Below are 25,328 nucleotides of genomic sequence, written 5' to 3' on the forward strand. Positions count from 1 at the left end.
ATTCCTTCGTTCTGGAGTCCGTCCGATCCACCGGCCGCGCCACCCCGCAGGGCTATGGAGTATCAACTGACGGCCGGGATGGCTCCCGCCTCTCGGGAAGGGTGAACTCGGGTGGCGGGTCACCCAGTTGCAGGATCTGCCGGGCCCGGACCTGGGCTCTGGTCGCCGCGCGTACCCGCCGGCCAAGGGCCTCGATGCCGTCGCCGTCCCGGGGCGATGAGGTGTCCGTCTGGGCGGCAGCGAGCCATTCCTTAACGTCAGACGCCGTCTCGCCAGCTAGCGAGGCTCCCGCCGCGGCGTCGCGCGCGTGGCCAAGTAGCTGGTCCGCCAGCGCTTCGGCGCGCTCGACGAGGGCGGTTGGCGTGTCGGGGAGTTCGAGGTCCCAGAAGGCGTTGGTCTCTCCGCGAACGATCATCGCCGAGTCGGGTGACATCGGCGCGGCGCCTCTGCGGGCGGGTCCGGTACACAGCGAGTAGTACCCGGTCGACGGCTTCATGATGGCGACAAAAGCGTTGGACGCATGCGCCGCGGAGATGCGACTCCACTCGCCGGTGCGCCGGTAGCGGCGGACGGCCGCCGCCCAGGATCCGGCGGGCGCGGTACCCACGGTTCGGTATATGGCCCGCATGGCCTCAACGTCGAGGTGGCCGTGGTGGGCGTCGGCCATGCGCCGTAGGAACACGTTGCGGTGGTAGCTGTTCCAGTAGGCGAATTGCATGCCGGCGACGAGTAGCTCGTCGGTGCTCATGCGTCCACTGAGCCATTTGAGCAGCATGGTCGGCGACTTGGTCATCCCACGCGGTGTGGCTGGCCGGTAGCCGCCCTCCCGGTCCCAGAGCCAGCTCCCGTCGGGGGCCCGCCGCATCCATTCGCTGCGGGCCGCGTCGGGGTGCATCGCACTGTTGTTGGCGTACAGGAAATCGCGTTCACCGAGCAGGCCCGCTTCCCGGACAGCGGCGGGATCGTCTCGCCCTTCGATGATGTACGCGTAGTCGGCGTCGGCGTAGAAGCCGCCCACCGTCGCCTGGTCACCACGTCCGACGTCACCGATCGGCCAACTCTGTTCCATCTCGCGGGCGTCGTGGGCGGACGTGGCGTAGCGGAGGAGGTGCCAGACCGATGGCGTGCGTCGCAGGCCGTATCCCCAGGAGTGCCGCGGTTCGAGGAACTTCGGCCCGCCGCCGTGGTGGACGTAGGCCAGCCCGGATCGACTCATGCCGGGGTGGCCGAAGAACCAGTTGGGACCGACGGTCGGTAGTGTGCCGGCCGCGCTGAAGATGGTGTGCACGAATGGATGGCCGTCGTCGGGGAAGGCTGCCACGGTTACCTGGTACGAGAGCTCGTGATCACCAGTGGCTGCGGCGACCAAGGCGCCGTCCGGCGTGGAATCCCCCCAGGCTGCGAGGGACGTGCAGGCGATCGGGGGCAGTTCGGGTAGCCCGGAGGAGGCATCGAGCCAGCTTGTGGCCGGTGGTCGGTGCCCCACCCACAGGTCCATGATCGAGGCTCGGTCGAGGTTGACTCCCGATTCACGCGCGCCGGCCACCCACCCGTCGACGAATCGGCCCATCCAGGGCAGGTGCTCGCCGTGGACGGCCTCCCACCGGCCGACCTCAACACGCTCGTCGGCGGTGAGCCGACGCACGCCGTACCGGAGAATCCAGCGACCGAAGATGGCCGCGATCTGTCGGGCGTACTGCCTGCCCATCTCCTCGTCGCTACCCCGCAGGACGACCACCGGCGTGATGGCGGGAACCAGGGGAACCCCCTGACAGTGATCGATCTCGGTGCCCGCCCGCTCCAGGACGGGGAAGCGGTCTGTCGCGTACTCACCGCTGCCACCGGCGACCAGTGCCTCGATGCGGTCCGCGAGGCGCTGTCCCTCGGTGAACGCCTGCCGTGCGCGCTTCAGCGCGGTGGTGTCGCCGGTCGCCCGAGCGCGTTCGGCGTGCCACCTGGCCTGGCCGAGCAGGACCGCGGCGGTGTCGAGCTCGCGAACGCGGCGACGGGTGAGTGGGTCTTGCGGATCTGCCTGGCCGAGGGCCACGTTGACCCTGCACAGGGTCGCACGGAGGCGGTCCCGGCGTCGGTAGAGCCGAAAGATCGGCGCGTTCCTGGCCGCCAGCCTGACCGAATCGAGCATTCCTGGCCGGTCAGCCATCACCGTTCGCCTCCCACCGTGCCCGCAACCCGTCCAGCTCCACGTCGAGAAAGCGAAGGAATCTTGCCGATGCTTCGAGGTCGGCGGTGATCTCGGCATCGGCTCTGCTGCCCCGGAGGGCGATCCCTTTCTCCAGCAGGTCACACAGCGCAGAGTTGAATGCACGGAAGCGGTCGACGCCGGCATCGGGCCCCAGTCGTGCCCGGAAGTAGCGTCGCCGTTCACCCGGCCGGGTGCGCTCACTGACGCGGTTCGTCTCCTGTAGACGGCGTAGGCCCGTGCTGACGGCGGCCTTACCGAAGCCAAGCGTGGCTACCAGGTCCTCGAAGGACAGCTCGGGCTCAGCCGACATCAGCAGCAGCCCATAGATCCGCGCCGAGCTGGGCGGGAACCCCGAGCGTTCGAGGAACAACCCCATCGCCTCGACCCACTCCCGCTGGGGCGGGTCGAGCTTCACCATCGAGTTTGTTTGGTTCGGAACCATACGAACAAACTAGGCGTCGACAGCCGGTGGGTCAACACACGACGGGACCGCCCGATCCGAGTAGGTCGCCCTACCTGAGGTCTCTTCCGTGCCATCGGGAGTGGGGGGCACTGGGATGGCGATCTGCCGTGGGTGGGTTGCTTCCAACCGGTGACGATGTGAGGATCTTGGGGTCAGCCCAAGGGCGGAAGGGGGTGCGTCGATGTTCACCAGTAACTGTTCCGCGCCCCGCCGCCCACATCGCTGACCTGCAGTGCGGGGCGCCTCCCATTGATCTGAGGAGAGACCGTGACCGCACGTTTCCACAACATCTGCATCGACTGCCACGACCCGTACGCTCTGGCGGGCTTCTGGGCCCAGGTCTTCGGGTGCCTTCGGGAGGCCCGCCCCGGTGACTCGGAGGCCATCCTGCGGCCCGAGGGTTCTCCGGTACTGCTGTTTCTGGCCGTCCCCGAGGACAAGGCGGTCAAGAACCGCCTGCACCTCGACCTGGAGCCAATCGATCGGACCCGGGCCCAGGAGGTTGCCCGCCTGATCAAGATCGGAGCGACGCACGTCGCCGATCACACCCGCCCGGACGGCTCAGGCTGGTTCGTGCTCGCCGACCCGGCGGGCAATGAGTTCTGCGTCCTGCGCAGTGTCGCTGAGCGCCTCCAGCACGACTGATCTGCCTCACGACTCGCTCGTTGGGGCCGCCGAGATTGGTGGCATCGCCACCGTCGAGGCGGCCCCACCCCGTCGTCCGGGACGGTGGGGACCCGGCCTCAGGAGCGCTTCTCGATCTCCGCTCGAATGTCGACGAAGTCGGAGCGGGCCCTGCTGGCTGACTCGGAGAACATCACGATCATGCCGACGCTGCCCTTGTCGGCCCAGGCGCAGACTCCGAGCGGGATGTCCGAGGCGCTACCGTCGCCGCACTTAGCGACGCCGCCGAGCGGGCCGGCGGAGATCGTGGACATCTTGCGGACGTTCAGGTCTGACGCGAGCGCCTCGACGGTGGCGTCCAGCTCCTGTTCCGGGTTGAGGACGAAGCCCGAGGCAGCAGCGATCATGATGATGTCCTCATCCTCGAAGCTGCCGTAGAAGGCCCCAACCGTGCTGTTCCCGCTGCGTACCTTGGCCTCCAAATCCTCCACCAGCCCGGCGGCGAGCGTCTTCAGCTCCGAGTCAGTGCTCCGGGCCCGACCGTCGAGTGACTTCGGTGCGACGAGGCGAATCTGTGGCTCGGGTTCGGGTTCGGGGCTGGGCTCGGCCGAGGGGGTCGGTTCAGCGCTGTCGGCGGCTTGCGGCGTTCCGGTCGAGGATGGGGCGGCGGCCGGGGGTGGTGCCGGGTTGTCTCCGCCGGAACGGGTGAGGTAGGCGAGGCCGCCCAGCGAGAGCAGGAGCAGACCGGCCAGGCCGAGCGAGAGCAGCAGGGTGGACCGTGCCGGCCGCCGGGACGCCGGTGCCGCCGAATCGGACGCGGCAGCGGGGCCACCCGTCTCCTCCGGTTGCCGAGCGTGGTGGGCCATGGCGGGCTCGGCCGGGGGGATTGGCGGGATAGCGCTGTGCACCTGGGTCGGCTCATCCATTGTGGCCGACCAGGAGGGAGGGGCTGGTGTGGCGGGAGGGTGCGGTGTGGAGACCGGCGCCGACCAGGAGAGCGGGGCCGGCGCGGAGTCGAGCGGGGGCGGGGCGGGGTCGAGCGGGGGCGGGGGCCGCCAGCCGTCGGGTCGCGGTTCGGGGGGCTCCGGACGCGCATGCCGGGCTGCCCGCCGCGGGGAGGCCGGCGGCGGGTAGCTGGGCTGCGCACCGTGCTCCGGCGGGCCAGACCAGGGATCGACCGGTGAGGACATGACATCGCCTCCAGGCGAGGGTGCTAGCCGGTGATGCTAGCCGGTCGGGGACTCGGTCCACGGCACGACCCCCACCGGGCAAAGTGAATCGCGGTGGCCGCCCGCCGGGCGGCCACCGCGATCACGGGAAGGGCCAGGTCAGGCCGGGAGGCTGGCGATACCAGCCGGCAGGAACCGCTTACCCGTAACCCGTTCGGTGGTGCCGGTGCGGTCCAGGTACGGCGTGACGCCACCCAGATGGAACGGCCAGCCGGCACCCAGGATCAGGCACAGGTCGATGTCCTGTGCCTCGGCGACCACGCCCTCGTCGAGCATCAGCTGGATCTCCTGCGCCAGCGCGTCGAGCGCGTTCTGCCGTACCTGCTCGGCGGTGAGCGGCTGGTCGCCGACCACCAGCAGGTCGGCCACCTCGGCGTTGATCTTGTCGTCAACGACGATCGGCTTGCCGGCCTCGGCGATCCGCTTAAGGTTCTCGCTGACCCCGAAGCGGTCCGGGAAGGCCGCGTGCAGGATGCCCCCGACGTGGTGCGCCACCGCCGGCCCGACCAGCTGAAGTAGCGCCAGCGGACGCATCGGTAGGCCCAGCGGATCGAGCGCGTTGTTCGCCACCTCCAGCGGGGTGCCGGCGTCCACCGCGGCGAACACCGTGCCCAGGAAGCGGGTCAGCAGCCGGTTGACCACGAACGCGGGCGCGTCCTTCACCAGCACACTCGACTTCTTGAGCTGCTTGCCGACCGCGAACGCGGTGGCCAGGGTGGCGTCGTCGGTCTGCTCACCGCGGACGATCTCCAGCAGCGGGAGCACGGCGACCGGGTTGAAGAAGTGGAAGCCGACCACCCGCTCCGGGTGCTCGAGCCCCTTGGCCATCGCCGTCACCGACAGCGACGATGTGTTGGTGGCCAACACCGCCTCGGGTGTGACGATCTTCTCCAACTCGGCCCAGACCTGCTTCTTGACGTTGAGGTCCTCGAAGACGGCCTCGATGACGAAGTCCGCGTCGGCGAAGACGGACTTGTCGACCGATCCGCTCACCAGGCCGTACAGCTTGGCGGCGGTGCCCTTGTCCATCCGCCCCTTGCTGACCGCCTTCTCGATCTGCTCGTGCACGTAGGCCAGGCCCTTGTCGACCCGGGCCTGGTCCAGGTCGGTCAGGACGACCGGCACCTGGAGACGGCGGGCGAACAGTAGCGCGAGCTGGCTGGCCATCAGGCCGGCACCGACGATGCCGACCTTGGTCACCGGTCGGGCCAGGTCCCGGTCGGGCGCCCCGGCCGGACGCTTGGCCCGCCGCTGCACCAGGTCGAACGCGTAGAGGCCGCTGCGTAGCTCCGGCGAGAAGATCAGGTCGGCCAGGGCCTCGTCCTCGGCGGCGGTGCCGGCGGCGAAGTCCGTCTCCTTGGCCAGGCCGAGTAGTTCCAGGGCCCGGTTGGCGGAGGGGACAGCACCGTGTAGGCGGGCATCCAGGGTCTGCTTGGCGAAGAAGAGGACGCCGTCCCACATCTCCCGGTCGACCTCGGGTCGGGTCACCGTGAGCTCGCCGCGGACCACGCCAGCCGCCCACTCCAGGGACCGCTCCAGGAAGTCCGCCGGCTCCAGCAGGACATCCGCGAGGCCCATCTCCGCCGCCTGCTTCGGCTTGAGCATCTTGTTCTGCATCAGCGGGTTCTGGATGATCACCTGGGTCGCCGCCGGGATGCCGACCAGGTTCGGCAGCAGCTGGGTGCCGCCCCAGCCCGGGATGATACCGAGCGAGACCTCGGGTAGGGCGAGGGCCGCCGCGCCGGCCGACAGCGTCCGGTAGTGGCAGTGCAGGGCCAACTCCAGGCCGCCGCCCATGGCCGCGCCGTTGACGAACGCGAAGGTCGGCACGTCGCTGTCCTTGAGCCGGGCGAAGACCCGGTGGCCGAGCTGCCCGATCTCCAGCGCCTGCGCGCGGTCCGTGAGCAGCGGCAGGCCGGTGAGGTCCGCTCCGACGCAGAAGATGTAGGGCTTACCGGTCACCGCGACGAACGCCGGCCTCGCCGCGTGGGCTGCCGTGATCGCCTCGTCCAGGCTGGTCAGGCCACCCGGCCCGAGAGTGTTCGGCTTCTTGTGGTCGAAGCCGTTGTCCAGCGTGATCAGGGCGGCGGGGCGGTCCAGTCCCGGTACGTTCACCAGGCGCAGCAAGGCCTTGGTGACGACCTCGTTCGGTGCCGCGAGGCTCACTGTGCCTCCTCCGTTCGTGACTGCGGGACGCACTGGCTCGACTCGTTGCTCGCGCTCACTTGGCTCCACCCTCCCAGTGCGGGTTCTCCCAGATCACGGTGCCGCCCATGCCGATGCCGATGCACATGGCGGTGAGGCCGTAGCGGACCTCCGGGTGCTCGGCGAAGTGCCGGGCGAGCTGGGTCATCAGCCGGACGCCGGAGGAGGCGAGCGGGTGGCCGATGGCGATCGCGCCGCCCCACGGGTTGACCCGCGGGTCGTCGTCGGCGATGCCGAAGTGGTCGAGGAAGGCGAGCACCTGGACCGCGAACGCCTCGTTCAGCTCGAACAGGCCGATGTCGTCGATGGTCAGGCCGGCGATGCGCAGCGCCTTCTCGGTCGACGGGATCGGGCCGACCCCCATCACCTCGGGCTCGACGCCGACGAAGCCGTAGGAGACCAGCCGCATCGCGACCGGCAGACCCAACTCCCGCGCGGTCTCCTCGGCGACGAGCAGGCTCGCCGTGGCGCCGTCGTTCAACCCCGCCGCGTTACCGGCGGTGACCTTGCCGTGCGGGCGGAACGGCGTCTTGAGGGTGGCGAGCTTCTCCATCGAGGTGTCGCGCGGCGCCTCGTCCACGGTGGCCAGACCCCAGCCGGTCTCCGGGTCCCGGACCGCCACCGGCACCAGGTCGTCCTGGAGCTTGCCGTTGGCGTACGCCTTGGCGGTCTTCTGCTGGGAGGCGAGCGCGAACGCGTCGGTGCGCTCCTTGGTGATGTGCGGTACCCGGTCGTGCAGGTTCTCCGCGGTCGCGCCCATGACCAGGGCGGACTGGTCAACCAGGCGCTCCGCGACGATCCGCGGGTTGGGGTCGACTCCCTCGCCCATCGGGTGGCGGCCCATGTGCTCGACCCCGCCGGCGATGGCCACGTCGTACGCGCCCATGGCGATGCCGCCGGCGACCGTGGTCACCGCGGTCATCGCGCCCGCGCACATCCGGTCGATGGCGAAGCCGGGCACGGTCTTGGGGAGGCCGGCCAGGAGCGCGGCCGTCCGACCGATGGTCAGGCCCTGGTCGCCGATCTGGGTGGTGGCGGCGACGGCGACCTCCTCGACCCGCTCCGGTGGCAGCTGCGGGTTACGGCGCAGCAGCTCGCGGATGCAGCGGATCACCAGGTCGTCGGCGCGGGTGTTGGCGTACATGCCCCCCGCTTTGCCGAACGGGGTGCGGACGCCGTCAACGAAGACGACATCCCGAACTTCACGGGGCACTTGAGCCTCCTAGCCGGATAGCCGGACTGGCGTTTTCTCGGATGCTACTTGCCAGTAACCAACTGGAGTACCACCCTCCGTGTGGCCCACCCCACATCGATGGCTCAGGTTCCGGCCGGGGGTGGGCCAACCAGCGCCCGGGTCAGGTCTGGCTGCAGCAGCGCGATCTGCCACTCGCGCGCACCCAGGCCGCGCAGGGTCTCCGCCACGGTGTCCTCGGTGATCTCCTCGGGCGGGACCCAGGCGAGGCGGCGAATCGAGTCCGGGGCGATCAGGTTTTCCGGTGGCAGGGTGTGTGCGCCGGCGGTCCCGACGACCACCTCCCGGCACCGGGCCAGCCGGGCCGCCGCGACCGGGTCCCGCTCGGCCCACCGGTGCGGCGGCGGCGGACCCTCGACCGTCGGCGCCACCGGCAGCGCCTCCGCTGGCAGCTCCCGGGCATCGTCCAACGCCGCCAACCAGGTCCGGGCCAGCCGGCGTACCGAGCGACCGCCGAAGCCCGGCAGGGTCAGCAGCGTCTTCTCGTCCCGCGGATCCAGCTCGGCGGCGGCGACGATCGCCGAGTCCGGCAGCACCCGTCCCGGCGCCGCGTCGCGGCGCGCCGCGATCTGATCCCGGGCGTACCACAGGGACCGCACCCGAGCCTGCGCCCGCGCCCCACGTACCCGATGGATGCCCGAGGTGCGGCGCCAGGGATCGGCGCGGACCCGGGGCGGGCGGGCACCGTTGCGGACCAGCGCGGCGAACTCCTCGGCCGCCCACTCGGCCTTGCCCTGCCGGGCCAGCTCGGCGTCGAGCGCGTCCCGTAACTCGACCAGCAGCTCCACGTCCAGGGCGGCGTAGGTCAGCCAGGACTCCGGCAGTGGCCGGCTCGACCAGTCCGCCGCCGAGTGGTGCTTCTCCAGGCTGAAGCCGAGCAGGTTCTCGGTCAGCGCGGCGAGCCCGACCCGCTCGAAGCCGGCGAGTCGGGCGGCCAGTTCGGTGTCGAAGAGCCGCCGTGGGCGTAGACCCAACTCGGCCAGGCAGGGCAGATCCTGACTGGCCGCGTGGAGCACCCACTCGGCCTCGCCGATGGCCTCGTCCAGGCTGGTCAGCTCCGGTAGTGGTAGCGGGTCGATCAGCGCGGTGCCGGCGCCGGCGCGGCGCAGCTGCACCAGGTACGCCCGCTGGCTGTACCGGTAGCCAGAGGCGCGTTCGGCGTCCAGCGCCACCGGGCCGGTGCCCTGGGCGAAGCGGGCCACGACCTCGGCCAGCTCCGCCGGGGTGGTCACCGGCTGGGGGGTGCCCTCGCCGGGCGCGGTCAGCGGGGTGGGGCCACCCTCGGCGTCACGCGGGACGGTAGCTGGGCCACCAGCGGTCGGGTCAACGTCCCTCGACCCGACCAACGGCGGGTGCGGCGTGTCTCCCGCGCGGTTTGCGGCAGCCCGACGGGGTAGGGGTGGTTCGTCGGTCACCCGACAACCCTATTGCTCTACCCGATCGGGCGGGGACAGCCGGTCCAGTGCGTGTCGGGAGTCGGCCGTATCGGTTGAGCAAACCGTGAAGACAAAGTGTGTTTGTGGCGGATCTCGGCCGCTCAGGGTCGTGCCGGCGGGGCGGCGCTCAGGGTCGTGCCGGCGGGGCGGCGCTCGGGGAGCGCCGTCACCCCGGGCGGCGGTAGGCCGGCGGTCGAGGCGAGCAGGGTGCACCAGGCGTGCAAGTGTGGCACGAGTTCGTCGTCCACCGGCGTCCAGGAAGCCCGGATCTCCACATCGCCGGCCGCGGGTGGCCCAGCCAGATCACCGAACCGGGTCGACATGGTCTGGGTGACCGTCCCCCCGATCGCCCGGTATCGGGCTTGCCGCACGCTGAGGGCGTCGGTCAGCCAGGCCCAGCCCACCTCCGGTAGTAGCGGATCGGCGGCCAGATCTACCTCAAGCTCGGCGGTGACGTACGTGACCAGTCGTAGTGTGCCCCGCCACGCCTCGTGCCCGGCAGGGTCGTGTAGGAGTATCAGACGTCCGTTCGCCACCTCGTCGTCGTCGCGGAGGACGGTCGCGGCGAGGGCGAAGGTGAAGGGGGCCAGCCGTTGGGGCGCGCCGACCTCTTCCAACTGGATCTCTGCTCGGGGGGCGGCCGATCGTAGCCCGTCAACCGCGCGGGCGAACGTCTCCGGGAGCGCGGTCGGGGGGGTCATTATCGAAGCGTAAGGGTCTCTGGGCCAGCCGATTCGACGGCACGCCGGGAACCGGGGCAGCTGGCGGCCGCGTCCGGCCCAGATTGCTGCTTTGTGGGCGTGGATCACACGATGTGACGGTGACGGCGGGGCGGGGCGGGCGGCGTGGCACGATGGGCCACGATGAGCACCGACACCACGGGCACTGCCGCCCGAGACGAGGGGCCTCGCCCCGGAGATCCGGCCGATTCCCCCTTCGTTCGGGCGTGCCGGCGCAAGCCCGGCCCGCACACCCCGGTCTGGTTCATGCGGCAGGCGGGTCGCTCACTGCCGGAGTACCGGAAGATCCGGGCGAACGTGGCGATGCTGGAGTCTTGCCGCCGGCCGGAACTGATCACTGAGATCACCCTCCAGCCGGTGCGCCGACACGGGGTTGACGCGGCGATCCTCTTTAGTGACATCGTGGTGCCGGTCGCCGCGGCCGGGGTGGCGCTGGACATCGTCCCCGGCACCGGCCCGGTCGTGACCGATCCCGTCACCACCGCGGCGGACGTGGAGCGGATCCGGCCGATCACCCGCGACGATGTTCACTACGTGGACGAAGCGGTCCGGATGCTGGTCGGAGAGCTGGGTGCGACCCCGCTGATCGGCTTCGCCGGCGCCCCGTTCACCCTCGCCAGCTACCTCGTCGAGGGGGGGCCGTCGCGCAACCACACGAAGACCAAGGCCCTGATGTACAGCGACCCGGACCTGTGGCACGCCCTGGCCGGCCGGCTCGCCGAGGTGGCGCTGGCGTTCCTGAAGGTACAGATCGACGCCGGCGCCTCCGCCGTGCAGCTCTTCGACTCCTGGGCCGGTGCCCTCTCCGAGGCCGACTACCGCCGGTACGTGCTGCCGCACTCGCAGGCGGTCCTCGCCGGCCTCGCCGACGCTGGCGTTCCCCGGATCCACTTCGGGGTGGGCACCGGCGAGCTGCTTACCGCGATGGGCGAGGCCGGCGCCGACGTGGTCGGCGTTGACTGGCGTACGCCGCTGGATATCGCCACCCGCCGGGTCGGCCCGCAGCGGGCGGTGCAGGGCAACCTGGATCCGTGTCTGCTGTTCGCCCCGTGGCCGGTGCTTGAGGCCGAGGTCCGACGGGTGCTGGCGCAGGGGCGTGCCGCCCCCGGGCACATCTTCAACCTCGGCCACGGGGTGCTACCGGAGACCGATCCCGACGTACTGACCCGGCTGGTGGCCCTGGTCCACGAGTTGACCGCTCGTGGAAACGGAAGGAGCTGAGTGGCATGACGACACCGTGGCGGATCGCGGTGGTCGGCGGTGGGATCGCCGGCCTCGCTGCCGCCGTCCAGCTGAGGGACCACGCTCCCGCCGGCACCGAGGTGACCGTCTACGAGCGAAGCGACTCCCTCGGCGGCAAGCTGCACACCGGCGAACTGGCCGGTGCTCCGGTGGAGTTCGGCGCGGAAGCGTTCCTGATGCGCGACTCCGCTGGCGGGGAGTCGGCGGCGGTAGCCCTGATCCGTCGGGTGGGGCTGGCCGACAACATCGTCCACCCCACCGTCGGGCAGGCGGCGCTCCTGGTCGGCGGTGAGCTGCACCCGCTGCCCCGGGGCACGCTGATCGGCGTCCCCGGGGATCTCGCGGCGGTGGCGGCGGTGGCTCGCCCGACCGCCGAGGCTGATGTGGACACCGGGCAGCCGTTGCTCGCCCCCGGCGTCGATGTCACGGTCGGCGAGTTGGTTCGGACCCGACTGGGGGACGAGGTCGTCGACCGGTTGGTCGGGCCGATGCTCGGCGGCGTCTACGCCGGCCGCGCCGACAAGCTCTCCCTGGCCGCCACCATGCCCGCGCTGACCCGGACCGCCCGGGTCGAACACACCCTGGTCGGGGCGGTCCGCGCGGCGCAGGCGGCGGCGCCACGGTCACCCGGTACGCCGTTCTTCGGCACCCTGGTCGGTGGCCTCAGCACCCTGGTCGAGGCCGCCGCGTCGGCCAGCGGCGCCACGATCCGGCGGAACGCGACCGTCCGTGCGCTGACCCCGACCGGCGCCGGCTGGCACCTGACCGTCGGCCCGAACGGCGCCGCGGAGCAGGTCCACGCCGATGCCGTGGTGCTGGCCGTGCCGGCCCGGCCGGCCGGGCGGCTGCTCGCCGATGTCGCCCCGGCTGCGGCTGAGAACGTCGGTGACCTGGCCTACGCCAGCGTCGCACTGGTCACCCTCGCGTTGCCGGCGACGGAGTTGCCTGCGCTCTCCGGCCTCCTGGTCCCGGTCGGCGAGGGGCTGCTGATGAAGGCGTCCACCTTCTTCACCACCAAGTGGGGGCACCTGCGCCGGCCCGACGGGTTGACCCTGGTCCGCGCCTCGGTCGGCCGGTACGGGGACGAGGCGCAGCTGCAGCGCCCCGACCGGGACCTCGTCGACACCGTGCACCGGGAACTGTCGACGGTGCTCGGTGCCGAGCTTCCCACCCCGGTCGCCACACACGTGCAGCGCTGGGGTGGGTCGTTGCCGCAGTACGCGCCGGGCCACCTGGAGCGGGTGGCGTCGGCGCGGGCGACGCTGCGGGAGCAGCGGCCAACCCTCGCGCTGGCGGGAGCCGGCTACGACGGCGTCGGGATTCCGGTCTGTATCCGTTCCGGCGCGGCGGCGGCCGACGAGATCATCACTGCACTGAAGGGTTCCGGGATATGACCGAGCAGACCAACGCGGCCCGGCTGAACGAGCTGAACGCGACGATTCGGTACACCATGTGGTCGGTGTATCGGGCGAGTAGCGCCCTGCCGTCACTACGCGAGAACGTCACCGCCGAGGCGACCGCCTTCTTCGACGAGCTGGCCGGCGAGGACGTGACCATCCGGGGCACGTACGACGTGGCGGGGCTGCGCGCCGACGCCGACCTGATGATCTGGTGGCACTCCTCGTCGAGTGACGCGCTTCAGGACGCGTATCTGCGGTTTCGACGTACCACGCTGGGGCGTTCGTTGACCCCGGTCTGGTCCCAGCTCGGGCTGCACCGGCCGGCGGAGTTCAACAAGAGCCACATCCCGGCGTTCCTCGCCGGTGAGCAGGCCCGGGACTATCTCTGCGTGTACCCCTTTGTCCGCTCGTACGAGTGGTATCTGCTGCCGGACGCGGAGCGGCGGGAGCTGCTGGCCGAGCACGGCGGGATGGCCCGCGGCTACCCCGACGTGCGGGCCAACACGGTCTCCTCGTTCGCCCTCGGCGACTACGAGTGGCTGCTCGCCTTCGAAGCCGACGAGCTGCACCGCATCGTTGACCTGATGCGGGACCTGCGGGCCTCCCGCGCCCGCCGGCACGTCCGGGAGGAGATCCCGTTCTACACCGGCCGTCGTCGCGCGATCGCCGACATCATCGCCGGCCTGCCCTGATCGCGGCACCCTCCCCACCCGGCGGTACGGCAGCGGCCTGAGCCGGCCCCGCCGCCTCTCGCGGCCTGGCCAGCTCAGCCGCTCTGGCAGCCGAGGGGTCTCGGGTGACCGCCGGGTGTGGGTAGGGCCCTTCGGGAGAGTCAGGCCGAGGTGGGCTCGGTGAACTCCGGCTGGTCGAGCACGCGTAGCCAGGACCCGTCGGGTTGGCGGCGGACGACCTGCGCCCGCGCGCCCGCACCGTCGCTCGGCGGTGTCGAGGTGAGGGCCAGGTCGCCGCAGACAAGTGTGGGCAGCGGCTCTTCCGGCGTGAAGTGTGGCCGGCTGGCGAGCACCTTCTCCCACAGGGCCTGGATCGCCGCGCGTCCGACGGTCTGGTCGCCGGGCGGGTAGGCCATGACCGCGTCCGGTTCGTAGAGTGCGGCGACGCCCGCGGCGTCGCCGGCGTTGGAGCGTTCGACGAACAGCCGGGTGAGGTCCTCGGGCTGCATGGCTTTCGCACGGTCCGACATGATGTTCCTTTCGACGCTTCCCGCGGAGTGGGCGTTCGGTCTGATGCTTCCCGCGGAACCAAGCGTGTCGTTCGGCGCTTCCTGTGGAATCAAGCGTGCCTCTGGTAGCTTCAGAAGTCCAACAGATGCTTTTTATGCAAGCTATAATCTCCGGTTATGGAGCTGAGGCAGCTGGAGTACTTTGTCGCAGTCGCCGAGGAAGCCAGCTTCACCCGCGCCGCCGAGCGGGTACGGATCAGTCAACCCGGCGTGAGCGCACAAATCCGTGCGCTCGAACGCGAACTCGGCGCCACCCTCTTCGACCGCTCCACCCGAACGGCGAGCCTCACCGATGCCGGCCGGGCCGCACTCGAACCTGCCCGGGCCGCGCTCGCCTGTTCGGACGCGATGAAACAGGCGGTCGGCGACGTGATCGGACTCATCCGCGGTCGCCTCACCGTCGGCATGGTCATCGGCTGCACAGTCACCCCGTTCTTCGACGCCTTGGCGGCGTTTCACCACGCGCACCCCGGCGTGGAGATCACCCTGCTCGAGCAGCACTCGGCCCGGCTCCTCCAGGACGTCCAGTCCGGCGCTGTCGACCTCGCTCTCATCGGCACCGCCGATCCCACACCGGTCGGGTCGAACACCCTGACGGTCATCAGCGAACCACTCGTCGCCCTCGTCCCACCCGGGCATCTCCTCGCCCAGAAGGCGACCGTGACCATGGCCGAACTCGCCGACCACCCACTGGTGTGTATGCCCGAGGGCACCGGCATCCGTACGGTCCTCGACCGGGCCTGCACCCGGCGCGGTGTCCGGCCGACCATCAGCGTCCAGGCCAGTGCCGCGGACGCCATCGCTGACCTCGCCGCCCGGGGGCTGGGCGTGGCCATCCTCAGCGAGTCCATGTCGCGGGACTACCACGGCCGCCTGATCGCGCTGCCGATCCTCGACATCGACGAGCCAGCCCTGCTGGCCCTGGTCTGGAGCGGTACGCAGAGTCCAGCCCTCGATCGACTGGTCCGGCACTGTCGCGACACCTTCGCTGCCGGGCCGGGACGACCCCGGGCCCCGGTCCGGTAGCGATTCGCGGTGTGCTATTTCGCCGGGGTGTCCCGGCGCATCGGCGTGTGCAGAATGCCGGCCTCGAGGTACTCCGGCCCGGTGACCGTGAACCCGTGTCGGGTGTAGAAGTCGACCAGCTGTGACTGCGCTTCGAGGGTGCACGGGCTCTCGCTGACCTCCACGAGGGCAGCGGTCATCAGCCGGCCCGCGTACCCCGCGCCGCGCGCCTCCTTCGCCACCACCACCCGGCCGATCCGTCGCCGGCCGTCCGGATCGGCCAGGATCCGCAGGTACGCCACCGGCGCCCCGGCCTGCTCCAGCCAGAGGTGGCGGGTGCCCGGCTCCACGTCCCGGCCGTCCAGCTCCGGGTACGGGCACTCCTGCTCCACCACGAACACGTCCACGCGCAGCCGGAGCAGGTCATGGAAGGCCCGGGCGGACAGGTCGGCGAAGGAGGCGGTCCGGAGTTCAGCGGTGTGCAGCATCCTGCGATGGTAGGTCGCTGGCCGATGCCGATGCCGATGCCGATGCCGATGCCGATGCCGATGCCGGCTGCCGGGAGGCGGAGCGCCGCCGGCGAAGCAGCGTGCCGGCGACCGCCACCGCGAACAGCGCGGCGACCACGGCCCCGATCGTCCACGGGCCCAGACTGTCCACCCACCCGCTGATCATGGCCTGCACCCGACCGGCCGCGTCGATCACCGGGTCGTTGACGTCGCCGCCGGCGAAGAGCCGGATCTCGTACCAGCCGTACCAGGCGACGTAGCCGCCGGTCAGCACCAGGAGCAGGCCGGCGACGCGGCCGAGCAGCGGCCCGGCCCGTCGGGTGCGCCGGACCAGGGACTCCCGGGCCAGCGCGACCGCGAGCGCCGCGGCGCCGACCATCAGGCCCATCCCGACCGCGTACGCGACGAAGAGCCCGACCCCGGCGAGCGGGCTGCCCGCCCGGAATCCGGCGACCACCACGGCCAGGAACGGTCCGATGGTGCAGCCGAGGGAGGCGATCGCGTAGGCAGCACCGAAGAGGACCATCGATCCAAAGCTGCGCCGGACCTCGGGGCCGTTGGCGATCCGGGGAGCGAAGGTCGGGAGCGCCCGGCCCGCGACAAGCCAGCCGCCGGTGGCGACCAGGGCGAGCCCGATCGCGACCGACACCCAGGGCAGGCGGCTGGCCAGGGCGTCGGCGGCGGGGCCGGCGAGGAGCCCGAACCCACCGAAGACGGCGACGAAGCCGAGGGTCATGGCGGCGGTCAGGGCCAACGCCCGACCCACCGGCGCGAGCGGCCCGCGGCCGTCCGCCGGGCCGTCCCCCAGCACCAGCATCGACAGGTACGCCGGCAGCAACGCGAAGCCGCACGGGTTTACGGCGGCGAGCAGCCCGGCGCCGAGCGCGAGACCGTAGGGGGCGTCAACCATCTCAGGTCAGCTCCGCGACCCGCTCGCGGAGATCGGTCTCGGAGAGCGAACCCTTGTGGACGACCTTGCCGGCGGAGTCCAGTAGCACGTAGTACTGCTGCGAGACCACCTCGAACCGCTGCCACACCTCGCCCGCGTCGTCGGCCAGTTGCGGGAAGCCTTCGATGCCCGTGTCCTGAGCGAATCGGCGCATCGCGTCGTCACCGCTGCCGAGCCCGGCCACCCCGACGACGTTCACCCGGTCGGCGTTGTCCTGCTGCACGGCCGCCACCGACTTGGCCGAGCCCCGGCACTTGGGGCACCAGGCGGCCCAGAACCAGAGAACGGTCGGCTTACCGGCGAGGCTGGCCCCGGTGAACGTGTCACCGTCGATGGTGCGTGCGGTGAAGTCCAGGGTCTGCGGCACCTCGGGTGCCGGCTCGGCGGTCGGGCTCGCCGCGGTGGTGGCCGGCGCGCTGGCGGGTGCGGTCGTCGGGGCGGGGGTGGGCTCCGCATTCGCGGAGGTGTCCTCGGAGCTCCCGCAGGCGGAGAGCGCCAAAACGATGGTCAGTGCGATCGGAATTGACCGGGTCATGGTGCGCATGTCCGGATGTTAGCCGGGTGCGGCACCGAGTCTTCTTACCGCTCGCTAACGTCGGCGCCCCGAACTCCACCCTGGCGGTCTCCGTCCCGAAGCCGCTATCTGGAGTGATTGACCGACCCTGCCCTGCTGCCCCTGCCCGCTCAGGACGGCCGGGCACCGACCGAGTCGCGGACCTGGGCACCCTCGGTTCCCTCCTTGCTCCGGGCACAGTGGGCGCAGCAGAAGAAGCGGCCGGAGACCTCGACCCCGTGGCCCAAGATCTTGACCTGGCAGTGTTCGCAGACCGGAGCCAGCTTGTGCGCGGCGCACTCGAAGCTGTCGAAGGTGTGCACGTCGCCGCTGACCGTGCGCACCTCGAACGTCATCCAGTAGTCGTTCTCGCAGACTTCACAGATCGCCATGACAAACCCCCCGAATTCGGTTCCGTAACCGCAAGCGTCGAACATCCGCTGCGGGCCGGCAACCGGAATCGGTGAACCGGTGCGGACTATCGGCCTCCCCACTCCGCCGCGCCCACCTCCGCGCGTCGAGGTCCGCCGTCAGGCGTCGCGTGGCTCCAGCTGGAGGGACACCGAGTTCACGCAGTGCCGGGTGTCCTTCGGGGTGAAGCCCTCACCGGTGAAGACATGCCCCAGGTGGCTGTCACAGCGGGCGCAGCGGATCTCCGTCCGAACCATGCCCATACTCCGGTCCTCGACCTCCCGGACGCGTCCGGGAAGGGCGTCGTCGAAGCTCGGCCAGCCGCAGTGCGAGTCGAACTTCGCATCGCTGGAAAACAGCTCCAGCCCGCAGGCGCGGCAGTGGTAGACCCCCGGGGTCCTGGTGTCCACATACTCCCCGCTCCCCGGGGCCTCGGTGCCGTGCTCCCGCAGCACCCGAAACTCCTCGGGGCTGAGCCGAACCCGCCACTCGTCCTCGGTGCGGGGCAGTTCACTGTCGTCGAGACTCACCCGCCAACGGTACGTCGAATGTCGGAGCCATCGCATATGGTCGCGCAATGGGTGGCACGAAGGCCGCAGCCGAGGAGATCGAGGTCGCCGGGCAGCGGGTCCGGCTGAGCAGCCCCGATCGGGTGATTTATCCGCAACGCGGGTTCACCAAGGCCGACGTCTTCCACTACTACCTCGCCGTCGGTCCGGGCATCATGCGCGCACTCGGCGAACGGCCGACCACCCTGCAACGTTTCCCCGACGGGATCGAGGGGGAGGCCTTCTTCCAGAAGCGGGTGCCCGCCCGCGGCGTGCCCCCCTGGGTTCGCACCGCGCAGATCAGCTTCCCCAGTGGCCGCAAGGCGGCCGAGCTCTGCCCGGCTGATCTGGCCCACGTGGCGTGGGCAGCCCAGATGGGCACCGTGGTCTTCCACCCGTGGCCGGTCCGCGGCGCCGAGCCGGACCGCCCCGACGAGCTGCGGATCGACCTCGACCCGCAGCCCGGCACCGACTTCGGCGACGCGGCGAAAGCGGCGACCGAGCTCCGCGGGATCCTGGCGGAGCTCGGTGTCCCCGGCTGGCCGAAGACCTCCGGCGGCCGGGGCGTCCACGTCTATCTGCGGATTCAGCCCCGCTGGACCTTCGTCGAGGTCCGCCGGGCGACCATCGCCCTGGCCCGGGAGTTGGAGCGGCGCCGGCCCGAGCTGGTCACCACCGCATGGTGGAAGGAGGAGCGCGGCGCCCGGGTCTTCGTCGACTTCAACCAGATGGCCCGCGACCGGACGATCGCGTGCGCGTACTCGCTGCGGGCCAATGCCCGCGCCACCGCCTCCACCCCGCTGGCCTGGGACGAGTTGGCCGACGCCGAACCGGACGACTTCGACCTGCGCAGCGTGCCGGCGCGGCTGGCCGAGCGCGGCGACCCGCACGCCGGCATCGACGACGCCCCGTGGGACATCACGCCCCTGCTGGAGTGGGCCGAGCGGGACGCCGCCAACGGGCAGGGCGACCTGCCCTACCCGCCGGAACACCCCAAGATGCCCGGCGAGCCGAAGCGGGTGCAGCCGTCCAAGGACCGAGACCGCCCCCGCTGAGCCGTCACAGCGGCAGCTTCATGCCCTCGTGGCTGGCGACGAAGCCGAGACTCAGATAGAAGCGGTGCGCCTCCTGCCGGGACTTGTCGGTCGTCAGCTGGACCAGCGCACATCCACGCGCCCGCGCCTGATCGATCGCCGAGGCCATCAGCTGCCGGCCCAGCCCCCGTCCGCGCTGGTCGGAGCGGACCCGGACCGACTCGATCAACTGCCGCTCGGCGCCGTGCCGACTGAGCCCAGGGATGTAGGTGAGCTGCATGCAGCCCAGCACCTCGCCGCCGGCCTCGGCGACGACGAACTGGTTGCGCGGATCAGCCGCGATCGCCGCAAACGCCTGCTCGTAGCGGGCGTCAACCTGTCTGACATCGCGGGCGCGGCCCAGCAGGTCGTCGGCGAGCAGGTCGAGCACGGCGGGCAGGTCGGCCCGGACCGCCTCCCGGAAGATCACATCGCCCATCCGGGGAGAATGCCACAGGGGCGAGAACCGCCGCACCCGACCGGGGTCACTGGGGCGGGCAGCGCTTCCCCTCGGCGGGCACGGTCAGGTCAACCAGGTACGCGTCAACCGCCGCGCTGATGCAGTCCGTCTGTGGATAGGCGGTGTGCCCCTCGCCCTCCCAGGTGAGCACCCGACCCACGCCCAGCATCTCGGCCAGCGCCGGGGTCTGCTCGTAGGGGGTCGCCGGATCCCCCGTGGTGCCGACCACCAGGATCGGCGGCGCCCCATCGGCCGCCCCGGTCGGGTACGGGTCCCGGCCGCCGGGCCACTCGGTGCAGGTGAGCATGCCGACCGCGAGCGGTGGACCAAACAGCGGGTACTGCTCACGCCACTGCGACTGGAGCTGCCGGATCTGCTCGCGGCTCGGCCTCTCGTCCTCGTCGGCACAGTTCACCGCGAGATTCGCGTCGAACAGGTTCGAGTAGGTGCCGTCAGGCTCCCGACCCGCGTACGCGTCGGCGAGGTGGAACACCCCGGTCGCGTCTCCGCCCTCCAACTCGTCGATCGCCTGGGCCAGCTGCTCCCAGCCGGCCTCGGTGTAGAGCGAGGAGACCACCGCGTAGAGAACCCACCCCGGCGTCGCCTCCCGCCCGTCGTCGCCCGGGACCGGGGAGACCCGCGCCTTGTCGATGGCTGAGGTGACCGCCTCCCGCGCGCTGGGAGCGATCGGGCAGCGGTCGGGGTTGGTGGAGCACCACAGGGAGAAGTTGTCGAAGGCCCGCTCGAAGCCCTTGGCCTGGCTCTCCGCGCTGGCTACCTGGTCCAGTCGAGGGTCAACCGCTCCGTCCAGCACCAGCGCCCGCACCCGCTCTGGGTGGAGTTGGGCGTAGGTGGCGCCGAGAAGGGTGCCGTACGAGTAGCCGAGATAGGTCAACTTCTCGTCGCCGACGGCGGCCCGGATCGCGTCGATGTCGTGGGCCGCCTGCTCCGTGCTGTACAGCGCGAGTTGGTCGCCGTAGCGGTCGCCGCACTCGCGCCCGATCCGTTGGTTCAGCTCGACGAGACCATCGAAGGACTGCTGGCTCTCCGGATCCGGGTCGTAGCCGAAGCTGGCGTCGAGGTTGGCGTCCGAGATGCACTCCACCGGGCTGGAGCGGGCCACCCCACGCGGGTCGAAGCCGACGATGTCGAAGCGGTCGGTGACCGCGGTGGGCAGGCCGCCGAGCGCGGCCGGGAAGGAGAGGTAGACAGCGGTGTCCACGCCGGAGCCACCCGGCCCACCCGGGTTGATCAGCAGCGAGCCGATCCGGTCCCGCTGGTTCGTGGAACGGGCCCGCAGCAGCGCGATCTCGAAGGTCTCCCCGGCGCCCGGGCCAGCGGTGGCGGCGGTGCCGTCGGCCCAGTTCCGGGGAACCTTGATCCGGGTGCACTCATAGCGCATGCGCGGTGCGGTACGCCCCACCAACTCCTCGGCCACCTCCGGACAGGCCTGCCAGGTCGGCGCGGTGCCGGACGGCCCCGAGGGCTGCGCCTCAGTGCGCGGCGCGAACGCCGGCACGGTGCAGCCGGCGGCGAGGAATATGCTGGCCAGGAGCACGGCTGGGGCGAACCGGCGGGCGGGAGTGCGAACCACAGGGTGGACCTTTCGGGGTCGGAGTAGCCGGCTAGGCCGGCCCGGACGGGGGGCCACCGCTCTCCGGGTCGCCCCGGAGCACCTGATCCACGTTGAATCGGACCGGACGCTCGAGCTGGTCGTAACGGCAGGAACGGGGTTTGCGGTCCGGGCGCCACCGGACGAACTGGGCGGTGTGCCGGAACCGGTCACCCTCCATCGCGTCGTAGCTCACCTCGAGCACCAGCTCCGGTCGCAGTGGCTCCCACTCCAGGTTCTTCGTGCCGGTCCACCGGCTGATCCCGCCCGGGATGCGCTGACCGCGTTGGTGGTCGCCGTGCACCCAGGGATGGTCGGCGCCAGCGCCCCGGTATGGCTCCAACTCGTCCAACAGCTCCTTCCGGCGAGCCATGGGGAATGACGCGCTCACCCCCACATGATGCAGGACGCCGGCGTCGTCGTAGAGCCCGAGCAGGAGTGAGCCGACCACCGGGCCGGACTTGTGCCAGCGGAAACCCGCCACCACGACATCGACCGTGCGCTTGTGCTTGACCTTGAACATCAGCCGCTTGCCCGGCTCGTACGGCAGCTCGGCGGGTTTGGCGATCAGGCCGTCCAGCCCCGCCCCCTCGAACCGGTCGAACCAGCGGCGCGCGGTGTCCGGGTCGGTGGTGACCTGGGTGACGTGCATCGGTGGCGTGACACCGCCCAACGCCGCCTCCAGCCGGGACCGCCGGTGCGGATACGGCTGGTCCAGGAGTGACTCGTCGGCGAGGGCGAGCAGGTCGAACGCCACGAAGTCCGCCGGGGTGGTCTCGGCGAGCAGCTTTACCCGGGAGGCGGCCGGGTGAATGCGCTGGGCCAGCAGCTCGAAGTTGAGCCGGGGCTGCCCGTCCGGCCGATCGCGCTGGATCACGATCAACTCGCCGTCAACCACGCAGCGCTCGGGCAGCTGCCGGCGGGCCTGCTCGACCACCTCGGGGAAGTAGCGGGTCATCAGCTTGCCGCCCCGGCTGGCCAACTCGACCTCCGCGCCGTCGCGGAACACGATGCACCGGAAGCCGTCCCACTTCGGCTCGTAGGTCATCCCGGCCGCGGTCGGGATCCGCGGGACGCTCTTGGCGAGCATCGGCTCGACCGGCGGGCTGATCGGCAGCTTCACGGCGACCAGTCAACCAGACGGCGCCGACAGCCGTGGGGAGGAACACCAGCCGCGGCTGCCCCTTCCTGGTCGCCGGACAGCCGTCGGCCGCGGGTGCGGGGCCGTCGGAATCAGCAGCGGGACGGCACCGTCTTTTCCAGCAACACCAGCGGCACACCGTTCGGGTCCTTCTCGTGGCCCACCAACCGGTAGCCGGAGCGCTGGTAGAGCCGCCGACTCCCCGCGCTCTCCGCTCCGGTGAACAGGGTGAACCGACACACCTGGGCGCCCGCCACGGTCTCGACCGCGCGCAACAGGCGGCCACCGATGCCCCGGCCCTGCTGGTCGGGGGCGACCGCCAGCCGGCCGATGGAGGCGATGACGCCATCGACGTGAACCCGGACCGAACCGACGAGTCGGTGGCCCAGCCGGGCGGTGAGCACCGTCTGCGGGCCGGCGAGCGCGGCCCGAATCTCGTCCAGAGTCTCGGTGAGCGGCGGCAGGAACGGGTCCGCGTAGCGCTGCGCCTCGGCCAGGTACGCGGCGAGTTGGACGGTGAGGATCTCCCCGGCGTCGGCCGGGGTCGCGGGAGCGATCAGCGGGCGAGCGGTCACCGGCCCAGCCAACCACAGCGCCGCGACCGTACGGTGCCCGAGTCCCTTGGCGACAGTCAGCTACCGGAGCCGGTAAATATCGTTACTGCTGGATGCTGTGAATGGCGGTGCCGGGTCGTGTTGGGCCGGGCGCGTCGGCGAGACGGCTAGAAGCGCGCGAACGAACGCAGCGGTGCCCGCGGGCCGAACTTCGGAGCCGTGATGCCGGCCGCCGCCAGCAGGACGCAGACCCGACCGCGGTGGCCCCGGAATGGTTCGAGCAGGGCCAGCATCCGGGCGTCGTCGCCGCGCGCCTCGCCAGCGAGGGCCCAGGCCACCGTGTTCGGTACGTGGTAGTCGCCGACGCTGACCGCGTCCGGATCGCCGTAGGCGACGCGGACCACCTCGGCCGCGGTCCACGGGCCGATCCCCGGGACGGCGGTGAGTCGACGGGTGGCCTCGGCCGAGTCGGCGCACCGCTCCAGCCGGTCGGCCACCGCGGCGGCCCGACGCAGCGTGTCGGCGCGACGTTGTTCGATGCCGAGAGGATGGAAGGCCCAGTACGGGGTGGCCGCCACCGCCGCCGGCTCCGGCGGCAACAGCAGCGGCTGCATCGGCCCGGGGGCCACCGCCCGGAAGTGGCGGACGGTGGCGGCGTACGCCCGGTACGCCTCCTTGCCGGTCACCCGCTGTTCGAGGATGGCCCGGAACGCCCGGGGAAAGACCTGGCCGCTGGTCGGCAGCCGCAGCCCCCGGTGCCGGGCGGCCAGGCCGGCCACCACCGGGTGCGCGGCGGCCAGCTCGGCGAAGCCGGACAGGTCGTCCCGGAGGCCGGCGAGGGCGTCGGCGTGGTGCACCACCCAGTCGGCGCCGGGGCCGTACCCGTCGGCGACCAGGTGGCCGGCGTCGGGGCGCAGGGCGAGGGTGGCGGGTCCGTCCGGGGTCCGGGTGGCCCACCAGAGCGTCCCGGCGACGATCCGGGCGCAGGGGTCGTACGGGCTGAAGGTGAGGGGCCGGACCGACGCGGCCAGCTGGTATCCGGCCGGCGGGTGCAGCAACCGGCGGGCGGTGGGTTCGGTCCCGGACACCCGGACAATGCTGCCACCGGGCCCGGCTCCCCGCCATCGGCGGGTATGCGAATTGTGGCCTGGTCGGCTCTCGCTCCGGTGTTCGACACGGGCGTCGGACATGATCGGGCACATCTCGAGGCACCAACCCCACCTTGCCCAACCAGAAAGGCTTCGTCGGCGGCGACATCGACCCCACCGGACTCACTAGCATCGGTGCACGACGAGAGGATAACCTCCTCGACCGCTTCATACCCGTCGGCCCCGTCCTCGCCGCCACCGAACCAGCCCAATACAACGCCTACCAATATGGCAAAAGCAACCCACCACCTACAGCGACCCGCCAGCTTCTATATTTCTGAACACGGCGCACGGTCCGGCGTCACCTCCGCCACTGGCGGTGGAGGTAGCGCGGCGCGTCGCTCGCGGGGCCTGAAGCTGCTGCAACGTTGCGGACGACCCAGACTTCGAGCTCAGCTCGCCGCGGAGGAGCTATCCGGCGCAGACGGGCATGCCTTGAAAGCATGTTTTAGAGCAGGGGGAGTTCCCCATAAATACTTCACCACGAACTTCAACCCGGAGTGAGAGGGGATCTGGATGCACGTGGAGGATCGAGGAGGGGGGATTGTGGTCACGATGCCTAGAGATGAGTTCTTTTTGGTTGAAGCGCTGATGATGGAAGCGCTTGAGAGCGGAGACGAACGTGACTTTCAGCCGCGGCCACCGCCAGCCTCACCTGGTTCACGGTGCTCGGCGCAGGCGCGTACCGACTCGGTCCACTGCTCGCCCGGACCGCCATATGGCGGATACTCGACGGCGTGGTCGCCGTAATGATGGCCACGCTCGCGGTGGCGCTACTGCTGGTCTGACATTTGCATGTGTCGATTACCGTTGCAACTGGAGGAAATAGCGGGAGCAAGCGGCAGGGATGAATCGTGTTTCGTGAGCAGGGTAACCAGTTGATCGTCACATGTGAGGAGATCGTCGGAGTTGACTACTCCGCCCAAGGGTTGACCAGGCTCGTTGCTGTCGGCACCCGCTTCGACGGACTTCGATTTCAAGACATGGCGCTCGGCCCTGATTCTTCGCGGGTCTGACGCCTGTCGATGATTGAGGGGCCGGCATTGTAGCTGGTGGATGTCTTGGGCTCGTCGGGTATGGCTGTGGGCCGGCTGTCGCGCCGGTGGGGCGTGGTCTCCTCGGGTTCCTCCTGGTCGTCGGGGCGGTGGTGGGGGGGTCAGGTGGCGGGCATGGGCATGCGGCGGATGGTCTCGATGGCGGTAGCTAGGTCGGTGGCCCAGGGCCAGGTGCGGGGCAGGCGCAGCCAGCGGTAGCGGCGGGCGCGGACCAGGCGTGCGGGAGTCTGGAGGATTCGGTAACGCAGCGTTTTGGGTTCGGCCTTGGCCAACGCG

General features: G+C 70.9%; 24 protein-coding genes and 2 pseudogenes. 8 read left to right on the forward strand and 18 right to left on the reverse strand.

The window, feature by feature from the left end:
• Window positions 1-52: 52 nt before the first annotated feature.
• Window positions 53-2,161: a hypothetical protein gene (locus tag K228_RS0113090; protein WP_025618851.1), complete on the reverse strand. Its 2,109-nt coding sequence runs from the start codon at window positions 2,159-2,161 to the stop codon at window positions 53-55.
• Window positions 2,154-2,618, reverse strand: a complete 465-nt coding sequence (locus K228_RS0113095) for a GbsR/MarR family transcriptional regulator (protein ID WP_025618852.1) — start codon at window positions 2,616-2,618, stop codon at window positions 2,154-2,156. Before K228_RS0113095 ends, K228_RS0113090 begins: the two co-directional genes overlap by 8 nt.
• Window positions 2,619-2,933: 315 nt before the next feature.
• On the opposite strand from K228_RS0113095, the gene K228_RS0113100 reads away from it, so the two are divergent.
• Entirely contained in the window at window positions 2,934-3,311 is a 378-nt protein-coding gene (locus K228_RS0113100; RefSeq protein ID WP_025618853.1) for a VOC family protein, read from the forward strand.
• Window positions 3,312-3,409: 98 nt separating this feature from the next.
• Here the strand turns inward: K228_RS0113100 and K228_RS0113105 are convergent, their stop codons facing one another.
• From K228_RS0113105 to K228_RS0113125, 5 genes are all read right to left on the reverse strand, one after another.
• Complete coding sequence (locus tag K228_RS0113105) at window positions 3,410-4,216, reverse strand: hypothetical protein (protein WP_025618854.1); 807 nt, start codon at window positions 4,214-4,216, stop codon at window positions 3,410-3,412.
• 402 nt (window positions 4,217-4,618) lie between these two features.
• Entirely contained in the window at window positions 4,619-6,685 is a 2,067-nt protein-coding gene (locus tag K228_RS0113110) for a 3-hydroxyacyl-CoA dehydrogenase NAD-binding domain-containing protein (protein ID WP_025618855.1), read from the reverse strand.
• Between the two features lie 55 nt (window positions 6,686-6,740).
• Window positions 6,741-7,937 carry a thiolase family protein gene (locus K228_RS0113115; protein ID WP_025618856.1) on the reverse strand — a complete coding sequence of 399 codons (1,197 nt, stop codon included), beginning with the start codon at window positions 7,935-7,937 and terminating at the stop codon, window positions 6,741-6,743.
• A gap of 104 nt (window positions 7,938-8,041) precedes the next feature.
• Window positions 8,042-9,391, reverse strand: a complete 1,350-nt coding sequence (locus K228_RS0113120; protein WP_025618857.1) for an HRDC domain-containing protein — start codon at window positions 9,389-9,391, stop codon at window positions 8,042-8,044.
• A 122-nt stretch (window positions 9,392-9,513) separates the two neighbouring features.
• Complete coding sequence (locus K228_RS0113125; RefSeq protein WP_025618858.1) at window positions 9,514-10,113, reverse strand: DUF3000 domain-containing protein; 600 nt, start codon at window positions 10,111-10,113, stop codon at window positions 9,514-9,516.
• Window positions 10,114-10,275: 162 nt separating this feature from the next.
• On the opposite strand from K228_RS0113125, the gene hemE reads away from it, so the two are divergent.
• From hemE to hemQ, 3 genes are read left to right on the forward strand one after another with little or no spacing between them, the layout of a single operon-like run.
• The gene (gene hemE, locus K228_RS0113130; protein WP_025618859.1) at window positions 10,276-11,373 is read left to right on the forward strand and encodes a uroporphyrinogen decarboxylase; all 1,098 of its coding nucleotides are present in this window, start codon (window positions 10,276-10,278) and stop codon (window positions 11,371-11,373) included.
• Between the two features lie 5 nt (window positions 11,374-11,378).
• Complete coding sequence (hemG, locus tag K228_RS0113135) at window positions 11,379-12,788, forward strand: protoporphyrinogen oxidase (RefSeq protein ID WP_025618860.1); 1,410 nt, start codon at window positions 11,379-11,381, stop codon at window positions 12,786-12,788.
• Window positions 12,785-13,486 carry a hydrogen peroxide-dependent heme synthase gene (gene hemQ, locus K228_RS0113140; protein ID WP_025618861.1) on the forward strand — a complete coding sequence of 234 codons (702 nt, stop codon included), beginning with the start codon at window positions 12,785-12,787 and terminating at the stop codon, window positions 13,484-13,486. Before hemG ends, hemQ begins: the two co-directional genes overlap by 4 nt.
• A 140-nt stretch (window positions 13,487-13,626) precedes the next feature.
• Here hemQ and K228_RS0113145 read toward each other — a convergent pair whose 3' ends face one another.
• Complete coding sequence (locus K228_RS0113145; protein ID WP_025618862.1) at window positions 13,627-13,974, reverse strand: YybH family protein; 348 nt, start codon at window positions 13,972-13,974, stop codon at window positions 13,627-13,629.
• Window positions 13,975-14,151: 177 nt separating this feature from the next.
• Here K228_RS0113145 and K228_RS0113150 point away from each other — a divergent pair, with 177 nt between their 5' ends.
• On the forward strand, window positions 14,152-15,060 hold the full coding sequence (locus tag K228_RS0113150; RefSeq protein WP_025618863.1) for a LysR family transcriptional regulator: 909 nt from the start codon (window positions 14,152-14,154) through the stop codon (window positions 15,058-15,060).
• Between the two features lie 14 nt (window positions 15,061-15,074).
• On the opposite strand, the gene K228_RS0113155 is transcribed toward K228_RS0113150, so the two are convergent.
• The 5 genes from K228_RS0113155 to msrB form a co-directional block, all read right to left on the reverse strand.
• Window positions 15,075-15,527, reverse strand: coding sequence for a GNAT family N-acetyltransferase (locus tag K228_RS0113155; RefSeq protein ID WP_025618864.1), 453 nt, complete (start codon window positions 15,525-15,527; stop codon window positions 15,075-15,077).
• Window positions 15,511-16,458, reverse strand: coding sequence for a cytochrome c biogenesis CcdA family protein (locus tag K228_RS0113160; RefSeq protein ID WP_025618865.1), 948 nt, complete (start codon window positions 16,456-16,458; stop codon window positions 15,511-15,513). The genes K228_RS0113155 and K228_RS0113160 overlap by 17 nt, the downstream gene beginning before the upstream one ends.
• A gap of 1 nt (window position 16,459) precedes the next feature.
• Window positions 16,460-17,041, reverse strand: coding sequence for a redoxin domain-containing protein (locus tag K228_RS0113165; protein ID WP_025618866.1), 582 nt, complete (start codon window positions 17,039-17,041; stop codon window positions 16,460-16,462).
• 140 nt (window positions 17,042-17,181) lie between these two features.
• Window positions 17,182-17,442: a hypothetical protein gene (locus K228_RS0113170; protein ID WP_025618867.1), complete on the reverse strand. Its 261-nt coding sequence runs from the start codon at window positions 17,440-17,442 to the stop codon at window positions 17,182-17,184.
• A gap of 138 nt (window positions 17,443-17,580) precedes the next feature.
• Complete coding sequence (msrB, locus tag K228_RS0113175) at window positions 17,581-17,991, reverse strand: peptide-methionine (R)-S-oxide reductase MsrB (protein ID WP_025618868.1); 411 nt, start codon at window positions 17,989-17,991, stop codon at window positions 17,581-17,583.
• Between the two features lie 47 nt (window positions 17,992-18,038).
• Between msrB and ligD the strand changes: the two genes are divergently transcribed.
• A complete protein-coding gene (gene ligD / locus K228_RS0113180; RefSeq protein ID WP_025618869.1) occupies window positions 18,039-19,064 on the forward strand; it encodes a non-homologous end-joining DNA ligase in 1,026 nt (341 codons plus the stop codon).
• Window positions 19,065-19,068: 4 nt separating this feature from the next.
• Here the strand turns inward: ligD and K228_RS0113185 are convergent, their stop codons facing one another.
• From K228_RS0113185 to K228_RS0113205, 5 genes are all read right to left on the reverse strand, one after another.
• Entirely contained in the window at window positions 19,069-19,521 is a 453-nt protein-coding gene (locus tag K228_RS0113185; protein ID WP_025618870.1) for a GNAT family N-acetyltransferase, read from the reverse strand.
• Window positions 19,522-19,567: 46 nt separating this feature from the next.
• Window positions 19,568-21,136, reverse strand: a complete 1,569-nt coding sequence (locus tag K228_RS0113190) for an alpha/beta hydrolase (RefSeq protein ID WP_025618871.1) — start codon at window positions 21,134-21,136, stop codon at window positions 19,568-19,570.
• Between the two features lie 31 nt (window positions 21,137-21,167).
• The gene (locus tag K228_RS0113195) at window positions 21,168-22,277 is read right to left on the reverse strand and encodes an ATP-dependent DNA ligase (RefSeq protein ID WP_025618872.1); all 1,110 of its coding nucleotides are present in this window, start codon (window positions 22,275-22,277) and stop codon (window positions 21,168-21,170) included.
• Between the two features lie 110 nt (window positions 22,278-22,387).
• The gene (locus K228_RS0113200) at window positions 22,388-22,870 is read right to left on the reverse strand and encodes a GNAT family N-acetyltransferase (protein WP_025618873.1); all 483 of its coding nucleotides are present in this window, start codon (window positions 22,868-22,870) and stop codon (window positions 22,388-22,390) included.
• Window positions 22,871-23,016: 146 nt separating this feature from the next.
• Complete coding sequence (locus tag K228_RS0113205; protein ID WP_025618874.1) at window positions 23,017-23,937, reverse strand: DNA-3-methyladenine glycosylase family protein; 921 nt, start codon at window positions 23,935-23,937, stop codon at window positions 23,017-23,019.
• A gap of 107 nt (window positions 23,938-24,044) precedes the next feature.
• Between K228_RS0113205 and K228_RS30390 the strand changes: the two are divergent.
• Window positions 24,045-24,275, forward strand: a pseudogene (locus K228_RS30390) (RHS repeat-associated core domain-containing protein); the annotation flags it as partial.
• Between the two features lie 351 nt (window positions 24,276-24,626).
• Window positions 24,627-24,785 (forward strand): annotated as a pseudogene (locus K228_RS27090) (LysE family transporter); the annotation flags it as partial.
• Window positions 24,786-25,328: the final 543 nt, after the last annotated feature.

Origin of the sequence: Salinispora cortesiana (assembly GCF_000484695.1) — a bacterium.
Taxonomy (GTDB): Bacteria; Actinomycetota; Actinomycetes; order Mycobacteriales; family Micromonosporaceae; genus Micromonospora; species Micromonospora cortesiana.

Excerpts from the sequence above, each read along its gene's own strand:
- K228_RS0113090 (WP_025618851.1), bottom strand. The coding sequence starts at position 2,161 with ATGGCTGACCGGCCAGGAATGCTCGATTCGGTCAGGCTGGCGGCCAGG.
- K228_RS0113105 (WP_025618854.1), bottom strand. The coding sequence starts at position 4,216 with ATGGATGAGCCGACCCAGGTGCACAGCGCTATCCCGCCAATCCCCCCG.
- K228_RS0113125 (WP_025618858.1), bottom strand. The coding sequence starts at position 10,113 with ATGACCCCCCCGACCGCGCTCCCGGAGACGTTCGCCCGCGCGGTTGAC.
- hemE (WP_025618859.1), top strand. The coding sequence starts at position 10,276 with ATGAGCACCGACACCACGGGCACTGCCGCCCGAGACGAGGGGCCTCGC.
- hemG (WP_025618860.1), top strand. The coding sequence starts at position 11,379 with ATGACGACACCGTGGCGGATCGCGGTGGTCGGCGGTGGGATCGCCGGC.
- hemQ (WP_025618861.1), top strand. The coding sequence starts at position 12,785 with ATGACCGAGCAGACCAACGCGGCCCGGCTGAACGAGCTGAACGCGACG.
- K228_RS0113145 (WP_025618862.1), bottom strand. The coding sequence starts at position 13,974 with ATGCAGCCCGAGGACCTCACCCGGCTGTTCGTCGAACGCTCCAACGCC.
- K228_RS0113150 (WP_025618863.1), top strand. The coding sequence starts at position 14,152 with ATGGAGCTGAGGCAGCTGGAGTACTTTGTCGCAGTCGCCGAGGAAGCC.
- K228_RS0113155 (WP_025618864.1), bottom strand. The coding sequence starts at position 15,527 with ATGCTGCACACCGCTGAACTCCGGACCGCCTCCTTCGCCGACCTGTCC.
- K228_RS0113160 (WP_025618865.1), bottom strand. The coding sequence starts at position 16,458 with ATGGTTGACGCCCCCTACGGTCTCGCGCTCGGCGCCGGGCTGCTCGCC.
- K228_RS0113165 (WP_025618866.1), bottom strand. The coding sequence starts at position 17,041 with ATGCGCACCATGACCCGGTCAATTCCGATCGCACTGACCATCGTTTTG.
- K228_RS0113170 (WP_025618867.1), bottom strand. The coding sequence starts at position 17,442 with ATGGCGATCTGTGAAGTCTGCGAGAACGACTACTGGATGACGTTCGAG.
- ligD (WP_025618869.1), top strand. The coding sequence starts at position 18,039 with ATGGGTGGCACGAAGGCCGCAGCCGAGGAGATCGAGGTCGCCGGGCAG.
- K228_RS0113185 (WP_025618870.1), bottom strand. The coding sequence starts at position 19,521 with ATGGGCGATGTGATCTTCCGGGAGGCGGTCCGGGCCGACCTGCCCGCC.